Annotated in this window: 13 protein-coding genes; 9 read left to right on the top strand and 4 right to left on the bottom strand. The window is 64.7% G+C overall.

Going from position 1 to position 16,139, the window contains the following annotated elements; genetic code table 11:
- Nucleotides 1–58: 58 nt before the first annotated feature.
- Nucleotides 59–3,703 carry a CheR family methyltransferase gene (locus tag DDF70_RS01520; protein ID WP_114943086.1) on the bottom strand — a complete coding sequence of 1,215 codons (3,645 nt, stop codon included), beginning with the start codon at nt 3,701–3,703 and terminating at the stop codon, nt 59–61.
- A gap of 77 nt (nt 3,704–3,780) precedes the next feature.
- Nucleotides 3,781–4,809 carry a chemotaxis protein CheB gene (locus DDF70_RS01515; protein ID WP_114943085.1) on the bottom strand — a complete coding sequence of 343 codons (1,029 nt, stop codon included), beginning with the start codon at nt 4,807–4,809 and terminating at the stop codon, nt 3,781–3,783.
- A 241-nt stretch (nt 4,810–5,050) separates the two neighbouring features.
- Here DDF70_RS01515 and DDF70_RS01505 point away from each other — a divergent pair, with 241 nt between their 5' ends.
- The 3 genes from DDF70_RS01505 to DDF70_RS01495 all read left to right on the top strand — a co-directional run bounded on the left by DDF70_RS01505 (nt 5,051) and on the right by DDF70_RS01495 (nt 7,248).
- Entirely contained in the window at nt 5,051–5,776 is a 726-nt protein-coding gene (locus DDF70_RS01505) for a Crp/Fnr family transcriptional regulator (protein WP_245435323.1), read from the top strand.
- Nucleotides 5,777–5,847: 71 nt separating this feature from the next.
- Nucleotides 5,848–6,960 carry an NADH:flavin oxidoreductase/NADH oxidase gene (locus tag DDF70_RS01500; RefSeq protein ID WP_114943082.1) on the top strand — a complete coding sequence of 371 codons (1,113 nt, stop codon included), beginning with the start codon at nt 5,848–5,850 and terminating at the stop codon, nt 6,958–6,960.
- Nucleotides 6,961–7,002: 42 nt separating this feature from the next.
- Nucleotides 7,003–7,248 (top strand): hypothetical protein, encoded by a 246-nt coding sequence (locus DDF70_RS01495; RefSeq protein WP_114943081.1) that lies wholly within the window; start codon nt 7,003–7,005, stop codon nt 7,246–7,248.
- A gap of 20 nt (nt 7,249–7,268) precedes the next feature.
- Here DDF70_RS01495 and DDF70_RS01490 read toward each other — a convergent pair whose 3' ends face one another.
- Both DDF70_RS01490 and rocF read right to left on the bottom strand, forming a co-directional pair.
- Entirely contained in the window at nt 7,269–8,636 is a 1,368-nt protein-coding gene (locus DDF70_RS01490; protein ID WP_114943080.1) for an NAD(P)/FAD-dependent oxidoreductase, read from the bottom strand.
- Nucleotides 8,637–8,801: 165 nt separating this feature from the next.
- Entirely contained in the window at nt 8,802–9,752 is a 951-nt protein-coding gene (rocF, locus tag DDF70_RS01485) for an arginase (RefSeq protein WP_114943079.1), read from the bottom strand.
- Between the two features lie 93 nt (nt 9,753–9,845).
- On the opposite strand from rocF, the gene DDF70_RS36345 reads away from it, so the two are divergent.
- The 6 genes from DDF70_RS36345 (at nt 9,846) to DDF70_RS01460 (ending at nt 16,138) form a co-directional block, all read left to right on the top strand.
- Nucleotides 9,846–10,013, top strand: a complete 168-nt coding sequence (locus tag DDF70_RS36345) for a hypothetical protein (RefSeq protein WP_162820179.1) — start codon at nt 9,846–9,848, stop codon at nt 10,011–10,013.
- A gap of 104 nt (nt 10,014–10,117) precedes the next feature.
- Nucleotides 10,118–11,926 (top strand): methanol/ethanol family PQQ-dependent dehydrogenase, encoded by a 1,809-nt coding sequence (locus DDF70_RS01480; protein WP_114943078.1) that lies wholly within the window; start codon nt 10,118–10,120, stop codon nt 11,924–11,926.
- Nucleotides 11,907–12,485: a c-type cytochrome gene (locus DDF70_RS01475; protein ID WP_114943077.1), complete on the top strand. Its 579-nt coding sequence runs from the start codon at nt 11,907–11,909 to the stop codon at nt 12,483–12,485. Before DDF70_RS01480 ends, DDF70_RS01475 begins: the two co-directional genes overlap by 20 nt.
- Before the next feature lie 7 nt (nt 12,486–12,492).
- On the top strand, nt 12,493–13,497 hold the full coding sequence (coxB, locus tag DDF70_RS01470) for a cytochrome c oxidase subunit II (RefSeq protein WP_114943076.1): 1,005 nt from the start codon (nt 12,493–12,495) through the stop codon (nt 13,495–13,497).
- 107 nt (nt 13,498–13,604) lie between these two features.
- A complete protein-coding gene (gene ctaD, locus DDF70_RS01465; protein ID WP_114943284.1) occupies nt 13,605–15,506 on the top strand; it encodes a cytochrome c oxidase subunit I in 1,902 nt (633 codons plus the stop codon).
- Nucleotides 15,503–16,138: a cytochrome c oxidase subunit 3 gene (locus DDF70_RS01460; protein ID WP_114943075.1), complete on the top strand. Its 636-nt coding sequence runs from the start codon at nt 15,503–15,505 to the stop codon at nt 16,136–16,138. Before ctaD ends, DDF70_RS01460 begins: the two co-directional genes overlap by 4 nt.
- The last annotated feature ends 1 nt before the right edge of the window (nt 16,139 follow it).

Here is a 16,139-nt window from a genome sequence, read left to right as displayed (position 1 = left end):
CGTCGGCTTTCGCCGGCCAAATGGAGAACACGGCGGCCGTTCAGGTCAAGCCCAATCTTCAGGAGGGAGAGCGGCGCTCGCTCGGTTGGTCATCCTCGTCGGATTGGTCCTGGGGTTGGATGCGTCCCAGGAGAGCGGTCCGCTGGTTGAGCGGAAACTCGATCACGCAGCGAATGCCGCCGGGCGTGAATTCCAGCGCCGTCTTCGCATCGATCTCGTAAGGAAGGGTGCGTTCGATCAGCTCGGTGCCGAATCCGCGTCGGCGCGGGGCCGCGCTCGCAATGTGAACCCCTGTCTCCCGCCATTCCAGCTTGAGTCTGCGCTCGCCGTCGATGGCCCCGATGCTCCAGGTCACGTCGATATGGCCGCTGTTCTCCGCGAGGGCGCCGTACTTGACCGCGTTGGTGGCGAGCTCATGGATCGCCAGTCCCAGCTTGTCCGCAACCACTGTCCGCAGGCGAATGGGCGGCCCCTCGACATAGGCCTTCTCGTCGTCTCTCACGGCATGAGCCAGCAGTTCGTCCCTCACCAGCTCTTCGAGATCGATGACGGAACTCGCCGAGCGCGTCGCCATGGTCTGGGTGCGGGCGAAAGCCTCGATCCGCCCTTCGAGGTGCATGGCATAATCGTCGACCGTGTCGCTGTTCGCGGCCGTCCGCCGCGTGATCGAGCGGACGACGGCCAGGGTATTGCGAACGCGGTGCTGCAGCTCGGCGAGCAGGAGCTTCGTATGCTGTTCGCTCTCGCGCAACGCCTCCTCCGCGCGGACGCGCTCGGTCAGGTCGATGGCGACGATGAGGCTGCCGACCACGGTTCCGGTTGCATCGCGTCGGGCGTTGACGTTGTTCCGCACCCAGACGACTGAGCCGTCCGGGCGGTGATGGCGCCTCTCGCTCACGGACGACTCGCCGCTGGAGAGAGCGCGCTCGAGCGGGGAGCCGCCCTGGTCTCTTTCTTCGGAAGGGCTGAGTTCCTGGAGGGCGTGACCGATGATCTGCTCGCGGGAGAGGCCCAGGATCGCGCAATAGCGGTCGTTGACGTAGATGACGCGCCCCTCGCGATCCGTCATGGCGATGCCGACCTCCGCCTGCTCGGCCATGGCGCGGAAGCGCTCTTCGCTCTCGCGCAGAGCCTGCTGCGCGCGGGTCAGCGGGGTGACGTCCATGAAGGTGACGACCGCGCCGCCGATGTAGTTGTCGATGCTGCGGTAGGGAAGCACGCGCACCATGTAGCGGGTGCCCATCGCGGGATTCTCGATCTCGCGGTCGACGCTGCCGAGCGTTCGGATCACGCGCCGGGCATCCTCCTGGAGTTCGTCATAGGTGATGCGCGATTTGATGTGCCCGATCGGCCGTCCGACATCGGTCTCGACAAGATGGAAGATCTCGGTGACGGCCGGCGTGTAGTTCATGACGCGCATGTCGTTGTCGAGGAAGATCGTCGCGATCTGCGTGCTTTCCAGGAGGTTCTTCAGGTCGCTGTTGGAGCGGCCGAGCTCCTGTACCCGGTGCGCGAGCTCTCCATTGACGGTGGTCAGCTCCTCGTTGACGGATTGCAGCTCCTCCTTGGAAGTCTCGAGCTCCTCGTTGGCCGATTGGAGTTCCTCGTTGAGCGATTGGTATTCCTCGTTCGAGGACTTCAGCTCCTCGTTCGTGCTTTCGAGTTCCTCGATGGTGGCCTGGAGCCTCTCGCGCGTGACGCGCAGGTCCGTTTCGAGGCGTTGAACATGCTCGTCACGCAGGAAGGAGCCGACGGCCAGGGTGTCGGCCTCCTCCTCGGGGGGCGCGGGACGGTCCTTGAAGACGACCACGAAGCCCGTGGCCCCGTTGGGCTGATCCCGCACGGGTTCGACGACGATGTCGACGATGAGGCGCTTGCCGTTCGTTCCCATCCGGAGCCCGTCGACCTGAACGACCTGGTGCTCTTCCGTGGCCTTGTTGAGCGCTGCCCGCAGATCGAGGCGCAGGTCGTTGTGCACGAGGTTCAGCAGGTTGAGGGTTGCCGTTCCGCCGGCAGGCTCGATGAAGCGTCCCGTCCGGCCCGAGAAGTGCATGACGTCGAAATTTTCGTCCGTCACCACATAGGCCGGTGCGTGGCGCTCCGCGATGGCCTCGGCCTGCCGTGCGATACTGGCCTCGATCCGGCGTGGTCGCAGGAGCGACGGGCTTCCCTCCGGGAGCTTGCGGTCGACTGCCGTAAACGGAAAGTCCGGCAGAACCCGCGCGGTCGTCTCCAGGCGCTGGAAGATGCGATACCCGCGATCCACCGGAGAAAAGAGCCTGGCGTGGCGTGAGATGTTCTCCGAATTGCCCAGGAACAGGTAGCCGCCCGGACGCAAGGCGAAATGGAACAGGGGGATCACCCGGTCCTGAAGGTCCGCGTTGAGATAGATCAGCAGGTTGCGGCAGGAGATCATGTCAAGCCGCGAGAAGGGCGCGTCCTTGATGACGCTGTGCTGCGAGAAGATGCACATCTCCCGCAGTTCCTTCACCACGCAATAGGTGTTGCCCTCCTTGACGAACCAGCGGGCCAGCCGCTCCGGCGGCACATCCTTGGTGATGGCCTCCGTATAGCGGCCCACGCGCGCCGCCGCGAGGGCGCGGCCGTCGATGTCGCTCGCGAAGATCTGGACATGCGGCACCGCGTCGAGCCCCGCCATGTATTCGCGCAGGAGAATGCCGATGGAATAGGCCTCTTCTCCGGTAGAGCAGCCGAGCACCCAGATCCGGATCTGGTCGTTGCGGCTCTTGCCCTCGAAGAGCCGGGGGATCACCTGGGTTTCCAGGAGCTCGAACTCGCGCCGGTCGCGGAAGAACTGCGTGACTCCGATCAGGAGATCGTTGAACAGGTTCTGCGATTCCTCGGCCTGCGTCCGCAGCACCTCCATATAGGCGTCGATGGTTTCCGCCTGGACCACCTGCATGCGGCGCTGGACACGCCGGAGGAAAGTGTTCGTCTTATAGCCGTGAAAATCATGGCCGGTATTGTTGCGCAGGATCGTGGCGATGCCCGCCAGGGCTCCGGAGACTTCGGCGGCCTCTGCTTCGAGATGGACCGCCTCGTCGTACCGGGCGGAGTGGCTCACATGGAGCTGCACGCGTTTTGCCAGTTCCTCCGGAGGCAGGACGAAATCCGCGACGGCGACGGGACTATGGTTAGGGACGATCCCTTCGACCGAAAGCTCCGGGCTTTCTTCCGCGAGCGTCAGGCCACCGGCCTCCTTGAGAGCCGTGATGCCGAGCGTCCCGTCGCCATTCGTGCCGGAGAAGACGATGCCGATGGCTTTCTCTTCCCTGTCCTGGGCCACCGAGATGAGGAAACTGTCGATGGTGCCCCGCTCACCCGGAGGTTCCTGGGCGTCGCGGATCTGAAAGCGCCCGTCCTCGATGGTGAGGATCGTGTTGGAGGCCGACCAGTAGATCCTGCCGGGTTCGACAAGGGCGCCGTGAGCGGCCAGGGTGAGGGGCCGCCCATGCTCCGACAGCATCGCCGTGAACCGCCCGTCGTCCAGAGCCTCCCGGTGCTGGAAGGCGAGGACGACCGCCATCTCGTCGCCCATCGTCAGCTCGGCCAGGAAGCGCTCCAGAGACTGGCTTTCCGCGCCCGAGGCTCCCGTAGCGACGATGAAGGGAGCGCCTCTGAGCCCGGTCTCGGTGTCCTGGGCAGTTCCAGCGGATTTCGTCTCGTTCTTCTTGGCGGCCACGATGAAGGTTCCAGCTCAGGAGGGGTTTGCCATACTACGGAGAATAGCACCACCTCTCAAAGTTCATGGCCCATGGCCTATCCGTCGTTCTCCTGCCCGCCTTCGTCCATGCGAGAGGCAAGGGGCGCCATGGACCGCAGGACGGCCCGTCGCAGAGTGTCGGCATATTGGCGGTATTCATGGGCTCTTTCATCATACATCTCGGCGACGGCTTTCCGGCCGCTCCGGCGCCCGTCCTCGGCCATGCGGGAGACCAGCTCGGCCCGTTCCTCGATGATGCGCAGGGCGATCCGCAGCGCTTCGTCCACGGCGTTTTCCTGCTCCTTTGCCACGAGATCGGCCGTGACGGCATGCCCGACCTGGCAGCGGAAGCGAAGCGGCTTGCCGTTGCGGACCTTGGAAAGGACGCCGCTGCAATGGGGGCAGGTGAGCGCCACCGGGTCGGCAAATTGGCCGATGATCTCGCTGTTGACCCGCTCACCCGCCGCGATATCGACCTCCAGGCGTATGTCGGGCGGGATCGCAACAACGGGCCCCGCCGGTTCGCGCACGAGATCGGACAGCACGTCGCCGATCCGCAGGCTCGGTGCCGCGATATCGACATCGGCCGCCTGCAGGGCGCTCCTCGGCATCTCGTCGGCGATGGCTTCGGCCGGGTCCTGCACGATGGCGATCCCGCCGCAGCGCTTCACGGCCTCGATGCCCGACGCACCGTCATTGAGCAGGCCGCTCAGGATGACCCCGATCACGCGTGGCCCGAATGCCGCAGCGGCAGACCGGAACAGGGGGTCGATCGCAGGTCGGGCCATGTTCTCCCGGGGACCACGGCCCAGCTTGATGTGCCCGTCGGCCAGAATGAGATGGTGGTCCGGGACGGCCAGGTACACGTTGCCCGGCTTGATCGGCATGCCGTCAGCGGCCGCGTGCACGGGCAGGGGGCCGGCTGCGGCGGCCACGCTCGACAGGATGCCGATGCTCCGGGCAGGAATGTGCAGAACGATGAACACGGCAGCCGGCAGGTCCGACGGAAGGGCGCCCAGGATGATCTTGAGAGGGGCGGTTGCTCCGGAGGATCCGCCGATGACGATGATGTCATGATTGCTCATGAAGTGGACCTCAAGTTGCACCCTACATGAGAAAGACATTCTGTGACCGCCTGTTCCTTGAAACCGAGCCCTATGCAGATTTTTCCCGGGGGGCGCGCAACGGAGAGGTCCGTGCCTGCATTGATAAAATCGATGAACAGAGATGCCTTCATGCGGGCATCGCGAGCGTAACCATTATCGGCCAAAGGCTGCGCTATCGTACTCTGCCGACGGGGTTGGAGGTGCTATGATGAGCGTCGCCATGCACAGACAGGCCAGCACCAGTCCTCTGCTGTGGAAGCTCGACAGCATCTTCAGCCTCTCCGATGAGGAGAAGCAGGCGCTTGTCGATCTGCCGATGCGCATCAAGGTCATGGAGGCGAACTGCGACATCGTCCGTGACAGGGACAAACCTTCCGAATGCTGTCTGGTCCTGAGCGGCCTGGTCTGCCGGTACAAAATCCTCTCCGACGGCAGACGGCAGATCATGGGCTTCTATATTCCGGGCGACATTCCCGACCTGCAGAGCCTTCATCTGCATGTGATGGACCACAGCGTCGGCACGCTCTCGACGAGCAGCATCGCCCTGATCCCGCACGAGAACCTGCGCGATCTTCTCGGGCGATACCCCAATCTCGCAGCCGCCCTCTGGCGAGACACCCTCATCGATGCGGCCATCTTCCGTGAATGGATGATCGGCCTGGGGCGCCGCTCGGCCTATCAGCGCATCGCCCATCTCCTCTGCGAGCTTCAGGTGCGCATGAAGGCGGTCGGCCTCGCCAGCGAGAGCGGTTACGAACTGCCGCTGACCCAGAACGAACTCGGCGATGCGCTGGGCCTCTCGACCGTCCACGTCAACCGCGTCCTCCAGGATCTGAGAGGCGAGGGGGTGATCGTCCTGCGCGGGGGCTCGCTCCACATTCCGGATTGGGAAGCCCTTCAAGTGGCAGGCGACTTCGATCCCGCCTATCTTCACCTCAGGCGATGAAATCCGGACGGGTATTTCAGAGCCGCTGAATTCCTGACGACGATATCCATCTGCAACCGAAGAGGCAGTCCATGTCGCACGCGAAGCTGTTTACGCCCTTCCGGGTCGGAGACCTCGAACTCGCCAACCGGATCGTCATCGCGCCCATGTGCCAGTACTCGGCCGAGAACGGTTGCATGAACGACTGGCACCTGATCCATTTGGGCCAGCTCGCGCTCTCGGGCGCTGCGCTCCTGACCATCGAGGCCACGGCGGTCGTGCCCGAAGGACGGATCACCTACGGGGATGTGGGCCTCTACTCGGATGAATGCGAAGCAGCCATGCGCCGCGTCCTGGACGGCATCCGCCGCTGGTCCGACATGCCGATCGCGATCCAGCTGGGCCATGCCGGGCGCAAGGCGTCCACGGAGGTTCCCTGGAAAGGCGGCAGGCAGATTTCACCCGACGATGCCAATGGCTGGCAGACGGAGGCCCCTTCCGCGATCCCGCACGGGGCCGGCGAGGTACCGCCCAAGGCGCTCGACGAGGACGGCCTCGCGCGGGTACGCAACGCCTTCGCCGATGCGGCGCGCCGCGCCGGACGTCTCGGCCTCGCGGCCGTGCAGATCCACGTGGCTCACGGCTACCTGCTGCACCAGTTCCTGTCCCCGCTGTCCAACCAGCGCGACGACCGATATGGCGGCTCTCTCGAAAACCGGATGCGCTTCCCGCTCGAGGTCTTCGATGCCGTTCGCGCCGCGTTCCCGGCCGAACGCCCGGTGACGGTGCGCGTCTCGGGCACGGATTGGGCCGAGGGCGGTTGGACGATCGAAGAGACGGAGGAATTCGCGCGAGCCCTCAAGGCACGCGGATGCAGTGCGATCCATGTCTCGAGCGGCGGGCTGACACCGGCCCAGAATATCCCCGTGGGACCGAGCTATCAGGTGCCGCTCGCCCGCGCGCTGAAATCCGTTGGGATGCCCGTCATCGCCGTGGGCCTCATCACGGATTACGTGCAGGCGGAGTCCATTCTCACCACGGGCGACGCCGACCTGATCGCCATTGCCCGCGCGGCTCTCTACGACCCCCGCTGGCCCTGGCACGCCGCCGCGCATTTCGGCGCCGCCGTCAAGGCGCCGCCACAGTACTTCCGCTCTCAACCGCGACAACACCCGGATCTTTTCAAGATCCGGGCGGATGACTGATCGGCAGGGCGAGGGGAGTTCAACGCCTCAAGGGACATGCAAATGGAGCTGAGCGAGACCGCATGCGACATTCTCGATTACATCCGAGAGACGCACCGCAGGCCGGGAGCGCGCCTCACCATGGCCACGCTCGATGCGCATTTCGGAACGGATCCCGCGGTGGCGGTGGCCGTGTCCGAACTGGCCCATCTCGGGTATGTCGCCGTGCCCGATGCCAGAACGATCGAGCTGACGGATCGCGGCTTCGACGCGATCCATCGCGGAGCCTACCGCGAAAGCGGCGGATGACGCCTAGCCAATGCCTTCCGTTACTTCAACGCCAGTCGACTCGGGCCTGAGCGCGGCTGATTGCGCTCAGGCGCGTGGCTTACTTCCACCGAAGAGGACAGCGGACGGGCTTTCTCGTCCCGTGCCTGGATCTGTGCGGCCGGCCCTTCTGTGATGAGGCGTGCTCCCCGTTGATAGGTCAGGTAGTTCCACAGCCAGGTGAACGCCACGACGGCGCGGTTGCGCAGGCCGATCAGGAAGTAGACATGCGCGATGCCCCAGAACAGCCAGCCGATGAAGCCCGTGAGATGAATGGAATCGAGCTTCACGACGGCAGCCTTGCGCCCGATGGTGGCGAGGTCGCCCTGATGCCGGTACTGGAACGGTCCGGGCGCAGTCCTGTTCCCGGCTTTAGCGGCGATCACATTGGCCACGTAGCGGCCCATCTGCTTGGCTGCCGGGGCGATGCCGGGCACGGCCTTTCCATCTGAAGCGACTGCGGATGCGGTGTCGCCGATCACGAAGATCTCGGGCCTGCCGGGAACCCTCAGATCGGCCTCGACCTTGACCCGCCCGGCGCGATCATGCTCCGCCCCGAGCCACTCGGCCGCCGGAGAGGCCACGACACCGGCGGCCCATATGACCGTTCCGGCCGCGATCCGGGTCTCCTCCAGGTCGACACCGGATTCGGTGCAATCCGTCACCCGGGCATGGGTCCTGACCTCCACGCCCATCCGCTCCAGAGATTTCTGCGCATAGGCCGCGAGATCCTCGGGAAAGGCGGGCAGCAGGCGCGGTCCTGCCTCGATCAGGATCACCCGGGCGGAATGGGGGTCGATCCTCCGAAACTCGGACGGCAGGGCATGATGCGCCACTTCCGCGATGGCTCCGGCCATCTCGACCCCGGTGGGGCCGCCGCCCACGACCACGAAGGTGAGCAGACGGCGCTGTTCTTCGGTGTCGTCGGTCAGTTCTGCGTGCTCGAAAGCGAGAAGAATCTTTCGGCGGATGACCGTCGCATCCTCGATCTGCTTCAGCCCCGGCGCGACGGAGGCCCATTCCGGATGGCCGAAATAGGAATGCGTGGCGCCGGTTGCGAGGACAAGGTAGTCGTACGGCACGCTCAACGATCCCGCCCGGACGATCCGCGCCTGCGCGTCGATGCCGGTGACATCCGCCAGGAGCACCGTGGCATTCTTCTGGCGCCTCAGGATGCTGCGGATCGGCCATGCGATATCGGCCGGGGACAGGGCCGCCGTGGCGACCTGATAGAGCAGGGGCTGGAAGTAGTGGAAATTGTGCCGGTCGATGATCGTTACATCGACCGGAGCCCGCGCCAGGAACTGGGCCGCCGTCAGCCCGCCGAACCCCGCTCCGACGATCACAACCTTGGGTGTTCGAGCGGTCATCACGGCCCTCGCTGTTCTTGCATGGGAATGGCTTGCTGCGCGTCAGCGCCCTCACGCAGGCTAAATCGGTGCCGCGCGGCCGATGTTCCGCGCGAAAGCCGATTCAGAGCCATCACACGGCATTGCCCGCATGCCTCCCGGGCGGGCCTGAGCCGCGATCCCCCCTCAGCCGAACTTGGGCGTATAGCGATAGCTCTGGGTCGGCCGGTCGAGGACGCGCCGTCCCATCAGGCTCGCGACGAGATCGACCATGAGCAGGGCCGTGCGGCCGCGTTCGTCGAGGAACGGGTTGAGCTCGACGAGATCGAGGCTGCTCACGAGGCCGCTGTCGTGCAGGATCTCCATGATGAGGTGCGCCTCCCGGAAGGTCGCGCCGCCCGGAACCGTGGTGCCGACGCCGGGTGCGATCACGGGGTCTAGGAAGTCCACGTCGAGGCTCACGTGGAGCAGGCCGTCCGCCGCCGCCACGCGCTTCAGGAAGGCATCGAGGAGCGACACGACGCCGTTCTCGTCGATGGACCGCATGTCGTGGACCGTCACGCCCGCGCCCTGCAAGGCGGAGCGCTCTGCGGGATCGACGCTGCGGATGCCCATCATGCAGACGTTCTGCGGCTTGATGGGAGCGGCGAGCGGCGGGAAATAGCCGTCGAAACCCTCACGGCCCGTGGCATAGGCCATCGGCACCCCGTGCAGGTTGCCGCTCGTGGTCGTGGCGAGGGTATGGAAATCCGGGTGCGAATCGAGCCACAGGACGAAGAACTCGCGGCCTTCCTCCGCCGCCCGGCGGGCGAGCCCGGTCATCGAGCCTGCAGAGAGGCTGTGGTCGCCGCCAGCGAAAATCGGCATTCCGTCGCCGCTGGCCCGATAGGCCGCCTCCGCGATGGCCTCAGTCCAGGCGACGGTCTCCGGCAGCGCCTTGACGGCGGCGTTCGGGTGCCGCAGGTCCCGGAGCGGCTTGGGCGCGATGTTACCCCGGTCCTCCACCTGATAGCCAAGGTTCTGCAGCTCGGTGAGGAGGCCGGCGGTCCGGAAGGCGCTCGGGCCCATGTCGCAGCCGAGCCGGCCGGCGCCCTCCTGAACCGGCACGCCCAGAACGATGCACGGCTTCGATGTCATTCTGTTCTCCTCGAGCTTCGGTCGGACCGACGCGCGGAACACGATGTCCGCTTTGCGGTTGCCTCCATAGCATGAATCGCTCCGGAACCGACTATGGCAGAGCCCCGCGCCAGTTCGTTACGCAAGGACTTCCTCATTTTCCGCGACCGGGGTTTCCTGGTCACCCTCTTCCTGATCGGGCTCCTGGCTGCCATCGCCGCTCTCGTTCTCGTTCATGCCTCCAACGAATACGGCATCCCGGTCTCGCAGGTCTGGCGCTGAGGTTCCCGACAGGACGATCACATTTTCGGGAACCTCGGTGAAGCTGAACGGTTAGAGTCGAGCCGCCACCGAGGCGGTGAGTCCAGGCGTTCCGGAGGACCACTTTGGGTGGAGCTCGTCTTGCCCTCGTTCTGGCTATTCCGCTGGTCCTTCCGCCTATCTCCCTGGTATCGGCCCAGACCGCCTCGCCTCCGCCTGCCGTCCCCTCCTTCGCTGCGGTGCCTGAGGACGGACAATGGACGATGCCGCAGAAGAACACCGCTTCCACGCGCTTCAGCGACCTGTCCGAGATCAACACGGAGAACGTGAAGAACCTTCAGGTCGCCTTCACCTTCTCGACCGGGGTCAACAAGGGGCAGGAGGCCGCTCCGCTGGTGGTTGGCGGCACGATGTATGTGCTCTCGCCCTATCCCAACATCCTCTACGCCCTGGATCTGACCCAGCCCGGCGCGCCGTTGAAGTGGCAGTACAATCCGAAGCCTGCTTCCGCCGCGCAGGGTGTCGCCTGTTGCGACGTGGTCAATCGCGGCCCCGCCTTCGCGAATGGGCGCATCGTCTTCACGACGTTGGACGCCCATGTGGTCGCGGTGAATGCCGAGACCGGCGAGGAGGTCTGGAAGACAACGCTCGGCGACATCAGCCGAGGCGAGACCATGACGATGGCGCCCCTCGTCGTGAAGGACAAGGTGATCGTCGGCATCTCCGGAGGCCAGTTCGGCGTTCGCGGCTGGATCGAGGCGTTCGATGTCAATTCCGGCAAGAGCGTCTGGAAGGCCTACAGCACGGGGCCCGATCAGGACGTGAAGATCGGCCCGAACTTCAAACCATTTTACGACAGCGACAAAGGCAAGGATCTCGGCGTCACCACATGGCCGGCGGATGGCTGGCAGCAGGGCGGTGGAACCGTCTGGGGCTGGCTCTCCTACGATCCCGACCTGAACCTCGTCTACCATGGCACAGGGAGCCCCGGGCCCTGGAATCCGAACTCGCGTCCCGGCGACAACAAATGGACATCGGGCATCTTCGCGCGCGACGCCGATACGGGCGAGGCGCGCTGGTTCTATCAGATCGCGCCCCATGATCTTCACGCCCGGGACGGGAACAACGAGACGATCCTGCTCGACATGGAGTGGGAGGGAAAGCCCCGGAAGGTGCTGGTGCATCCGGGACAGACCGGCTTCGTTTACGTCATCGACCGCACCAACGGAGAATTGCTGTCGGCAAAGCCGTTCCACGCCCTCACGGCCGCGACGGGCGTCGATCTTGCGACGGGGCGCATCCAGTACAATGCCGAAAAGGATCCGGTGAACAATCGCGTCGTTCGCGACATCTGCCCGGCAGCGTCGGGTGCGAAGAACTGGAATCCTGGTGCGTTCTCTCCAAAGACGGGGCTCCTCTACATCCCGCATGTGAACCTGTGCATGGACTGGGAGAGCACCGAGCCGAACTACATCGCCGGAACACCCTATGTCGGCGCTGAAATCCGCATGTTTCCGGGGCCCGGCGGCCACATGGGCGAGTTCGCCGCCTGGGACATTCGAGAGGGCAGGGAGCTCTGGACCATCAACGAGCACTTCCCTCTCTGGGGCGGCGCGCTCGCCACGGCAGGCGATGTGGTGTTCTACGGCACCATGGACGGCTGGTTCAAGGCCGTGCACGCGCGCACCGGCGAAGTGCTGTGGCAGTTCAGGACGTCCTCCGGAATCGTCGGGCAGCCGACCACCTATCGCGGCCCCGACGGCAGGCAGTATGTGGCGATCCTGTCAGGCGTCGGCGGATGGGCAGGCTCGATCGTGTCGGGCGATCTCGACCCGCGCGACGGGACCGCCGCCCTCGGCTTCGTCAATGCCATGCGCGACCTGAAGAACGTCACGGCCAAGGGAGGAACGCTGCATGTGTTCAAGCTCCCTTAAGGCGATTGCGGCGTCGATCCTTCTGACGGTTTTCGCGCTCGCAGCCTGCCAGCGCGAGGAGCGGGAATTCCGTTCCAAGTCCATGGCGGACGAGACGGCGGAACAGGTCTCCCTTGTGCCATTGTCGCCGGGGCCGAGCGGTCCCGTCGAACAGCGTTCCGGCACGGGTGCGAAATACGAGGAGAACGCTTATCACATTGCACAGGGCCAGCGACTCTACGGCTGGTTCAACTGCAACGGCTGCCACGGCAACGGCGGCGGCGGTTCCGGGCCGCCGCTGATGGATGATCTGTGGACCTACGGTGGGCAGATCGAGAATATCGTCCAGTCCATTCGCGAGGGCCGTCCGAACGGCATGCCGTCGTTTCGCGGCAAGGTGCCGGACGAGCAGATCTGGGAGATCGCCGCCTATGTGCGTTCCATGGGCCGCAACGTGCCGAAGGCGGCAGCGCCTGGCCGCAAGGACGACATGAGTCCGGGACCGGCCGAACAGCGCAGGCCGCCCGGCCAAGTGATCGACGGTGGACAGACGCCGCCATCCGCTCAGATGCCGCAATGAGGCGCAGATGAGAAGGGTCGGTTCATTCCTCCCGCTTGCCGTCCTGCCTCTCGGAGGCTGCAAGGGCTGGCAATCGGCGCTCGATGCGCAGGGTCCGGCGGCACGAACGCTTGCCGACATGTTCTGGATTTTCTTCGCCGTTCTCGGCGTGGTGTGGATCCTCACCATGATCGCCCTTCTCCTGTCGCTGCGCAGGAGGCGACCTGCCGACGCGGATCCGCTGGCGACCGAACCGGAAACCGAACGACGGATGACCGTCACGACTTCCATTGCCGTCGGTCTGACGCTCGTGACGGTCATGTCCCTGACCGGTCTGAGCTACGCGGCCCAGAAAGTGCTGTTCGCCCACAAGGATGGAGCCCTGACGCTGCTGATCAACGGACAGCAATGGTGGTGGGAAGTCACGTACGAGGATTCTCAGCCGAGCCGCGTCTTCACCACGGCGAACGAGATCCACATCCCGGTCGGAGCGCCGGTGCTCATCAAGCTCGAAGCCGGCGATGTGATCCACTCGTTCTGGGTTCCCAGTCTGACGGGCAAGATGGATCTGATCCCGGGTCGGCAGAACCAGATCCAGATACAGGCCGATCGGCCTGGCCTCTATCGCGGACAATGCGCGGAGTTCTGCGGTCTGCAGCATGCCCATATGGGCATGCTCGTCGTCGCGGAGGCGAAGGAAGACTTCGAGCGCTGGCGCGATCAACAGATCTCGTCTGCGCTGCCGCCTGGCGATTCCCATCGTCAGCGGGGCATGGAGATCTTTCTCTCCAAGCCCTGCGTCATGTGCCATCAGGTGCGCGGCACGGATGCCGGCGGCAAGGTCGCGCCCGACCTCACCCATGTGGGAAGCCGCCGATACATCGCGGCCGGAACCCTGGAGACGACGCGGGGCAATCTCGCCGCCTGGATCCTCGATCCACACGGCATCAAGCCGGGAGTGAACATGCCGGCGGTCAAACTCGAACCCGATGAGGTCCAGCCTCTCGCAGATTATCTGGAGGGGCTGAAGTGACGCGGGCGATCACACCGGGCGATCTCGACGCCGTTCCCGAAATCTCGCGTCTCGCCACGGGCGAGCGGGGCGGACTTCCGGGCGTGCGAAGCGAGGCCGATGCGCCGATAAGCCCCGACGAATTGCGCGACGATCAGGTGGACGGCCCGGAGCTGACCGCTCGCCTCGCCAAGACCTGGGGTACGGACAAGGGAATCATCGGCGCCCTGTCGACGGTGGATCACAAGGTCATCGGCCGCCGCTTCATCGCCACGGCCATCCTGTTCCTGTTCCTGGGCGGGTTGTCCGCCATCCTCATGCGCATGCAGTTGGCCGTGCCGGAGAACAGGCTGATGGGGCCTGATTTCTACAACCAGCTCTTCACCATGCACGGCACCACGATGATGTTCCTCTTCGGCGTGCCGATCGGAGAGGCCTTCGCGGTCTATCTGGTGCCGCTCATGGTGGGCACCCGCAACATCGCCTTCCCCCGCCTCAACGCCTATGCCTATTACGTCTACGTCATCGGCGGGCTGATGATCTGGGTGGCCTTCATCCTCAACATCGGTCCGGATGTGGGATGGTTCGCCTACGTTCCGCTCTCCGGCCCGGAATTCTCTCCCGGCAAGCGGGCGGATTTCTGGGCCCAGATGATCACCTTCACGGAAGTGTCGGGCATTGCCGTCGCGATCTCCGTCATCGTGACGGTCTTCAAGTTCCGCGCGCCCGGCATGACGCTTGATCGCATTCCGCTCTTCGTCTGGGCGGAACTCATCAATTCCTTCGTTATCATCTTCGCGCTGCCGGCCGTCGTCACGGCCTCCGCAACGCTGATGATGGACCGGCTCGTCGGCACGCATTTCTTCAACCCGGCGGAAGGCGGCGATGCGCTGCTCTACCAGCACCTGTTCTGGTTCTTCGGCCATCCGGAAGTCTACATCATCTTCCTGCCCGCGACGGGTTGGGTGTCCGCCATCGTGGTCACGTTCTCGCGGCGCCAGGCCTTCGGTTACATCGCCCTCGTGCTGTCGCTCATCGCAACCGGGTTTCTGTCCTTCGGACTGTGGGTACACCACATGTTCACCACCGGCCTCCCCCAGCTCGGCGCCAGCTTCTTCACCGCGTCGAGCATGCTCATCGCCATTCCGAATGGCATCCAGATCTTTTGTTGGATCGGAACCCTGTGGGACGGACGGCCGGTTTTCCGCGCGCCGCTTCTCTTCGTCATGGGCTTCTTCTTCATCTTCGTGGCCGGCGGATTGTCGGGGATCATGCTCGCGTCCGTGCCGCTCGATACCCAGGTCCACGACACCTTCTTCGTCGTCGCTCACTTCCACTACGTGCTCATCGGCGGCAACGTGTTTCCGCTGATCGGCGCGGTGTATTACTGGTTCCCGAAATTCACCGGCCGCATGATGAGCGAGCGGCTGGGGAAGTGGCATTTCTGGCTGGCCTTCATCGGGTTCAACGCGACCTTCTTCCCCATGCACATCCTGGGCCTGATGGGCATGCCGCGCCGGGTCTATACCTATCTGCCGGAGATGGGCTGGGGGAACCTGAACCTCTTCACATCCCTCGGGGCGTTCCTGTTCTTCGCAAGCTTCGTGCTCTTCCTCTACAACATCGTGTCGAGCGCGCGTCGCGGCACTGTCGCCGGCCCCAATCCCTGGGATGCCGGTACCCTCGAATGGGCGGCCGCGTCTCCACCCCGCCCGCAGAATTTCGACCGCATCCCCGTTGTGACGAACCGCGAGCCCCTGTGGGCTCACCGTGACAGCCTGCCGGTGGTCGCGGGCCTGAGCGTCGAGAACCGGGAGCAGATCGTCACGACGGTCACGGACGGCCGTGCGGATCTGCGCGAGACCACGCCGGAGCCTTCGATCTGGCCTTTCCTGGCGGCGATCGCGACGACGATCCTGTTCGTCGGCTCCATGTTCACGCCCTGGGCCCTGGTGTGGGGCAGCGTGCCGCTGACGCTGGCTCTCATGGGCTGGTTCTGGCCGAAGCCGAACACGGAGGACGAAAAATGACCCTGGGTCCTCAGCCCGACAACACCATGCTGCCGCACCGGGTCGTGATGAGCGCCAGGCACATGCCGGGTTACGCCTATGGCGCCCGCAGCCCGATCTGGTGGGGAACGGTGGGGTTCGCGGTCGCCGAGGGCATGGGTTTCGCCATCGCGGCGGCCATGTATTTCTATCTCGTCTTCATCAATGGCAACTGGCCGCTGAGCGCGCCGCCGCCCGACCTCCTCTGGTCGGGTCTCTTCAGCGTCGTGCTGCTCGCCAGCATATGGCCCAATCAACTCGCCAAGAGGGACGGGGAGCGGGAGGATCTCGCGAAAACCCGCCGCAATCTCGTGATCATGAGCCTCTTCGGCGTCGTCCTGCTGGTCATCCGCGTGTTCGAGTTCGGTACGCTCCACGTGCGCTGGGACCAGAATGCCTATGGGTCCGTGGTGTGGCTCCTTCTCGGCCTGCATACGCTGCATCTTCTCACGGATCTGGGCGACACCATCGTTCTCACGGTGCTGATGTTCACCGGTCACGGCCATGGCAAGCGCTTCTCGGACGTGGGCGACAACGCCTTCTACTGGTATTTCGTCGTCGCCTCGTGGCTGCCGATCTATGTAATCCTCTATTGGTTTCCGAGATGGTGGTGAG

The organism is Microvirga calopogonii, from assembly GCF_003347665.1.
Classification (GTDB): Bacteria; Pseudomonadota; Alphaproteobacteria; order Rhizobiales; family Beijerinckiaceae; genus Microvirga; species Microvirga calopogonii.
This window is presented reverse-complemented; position numbering and strand designations above follow the sequence as displayed.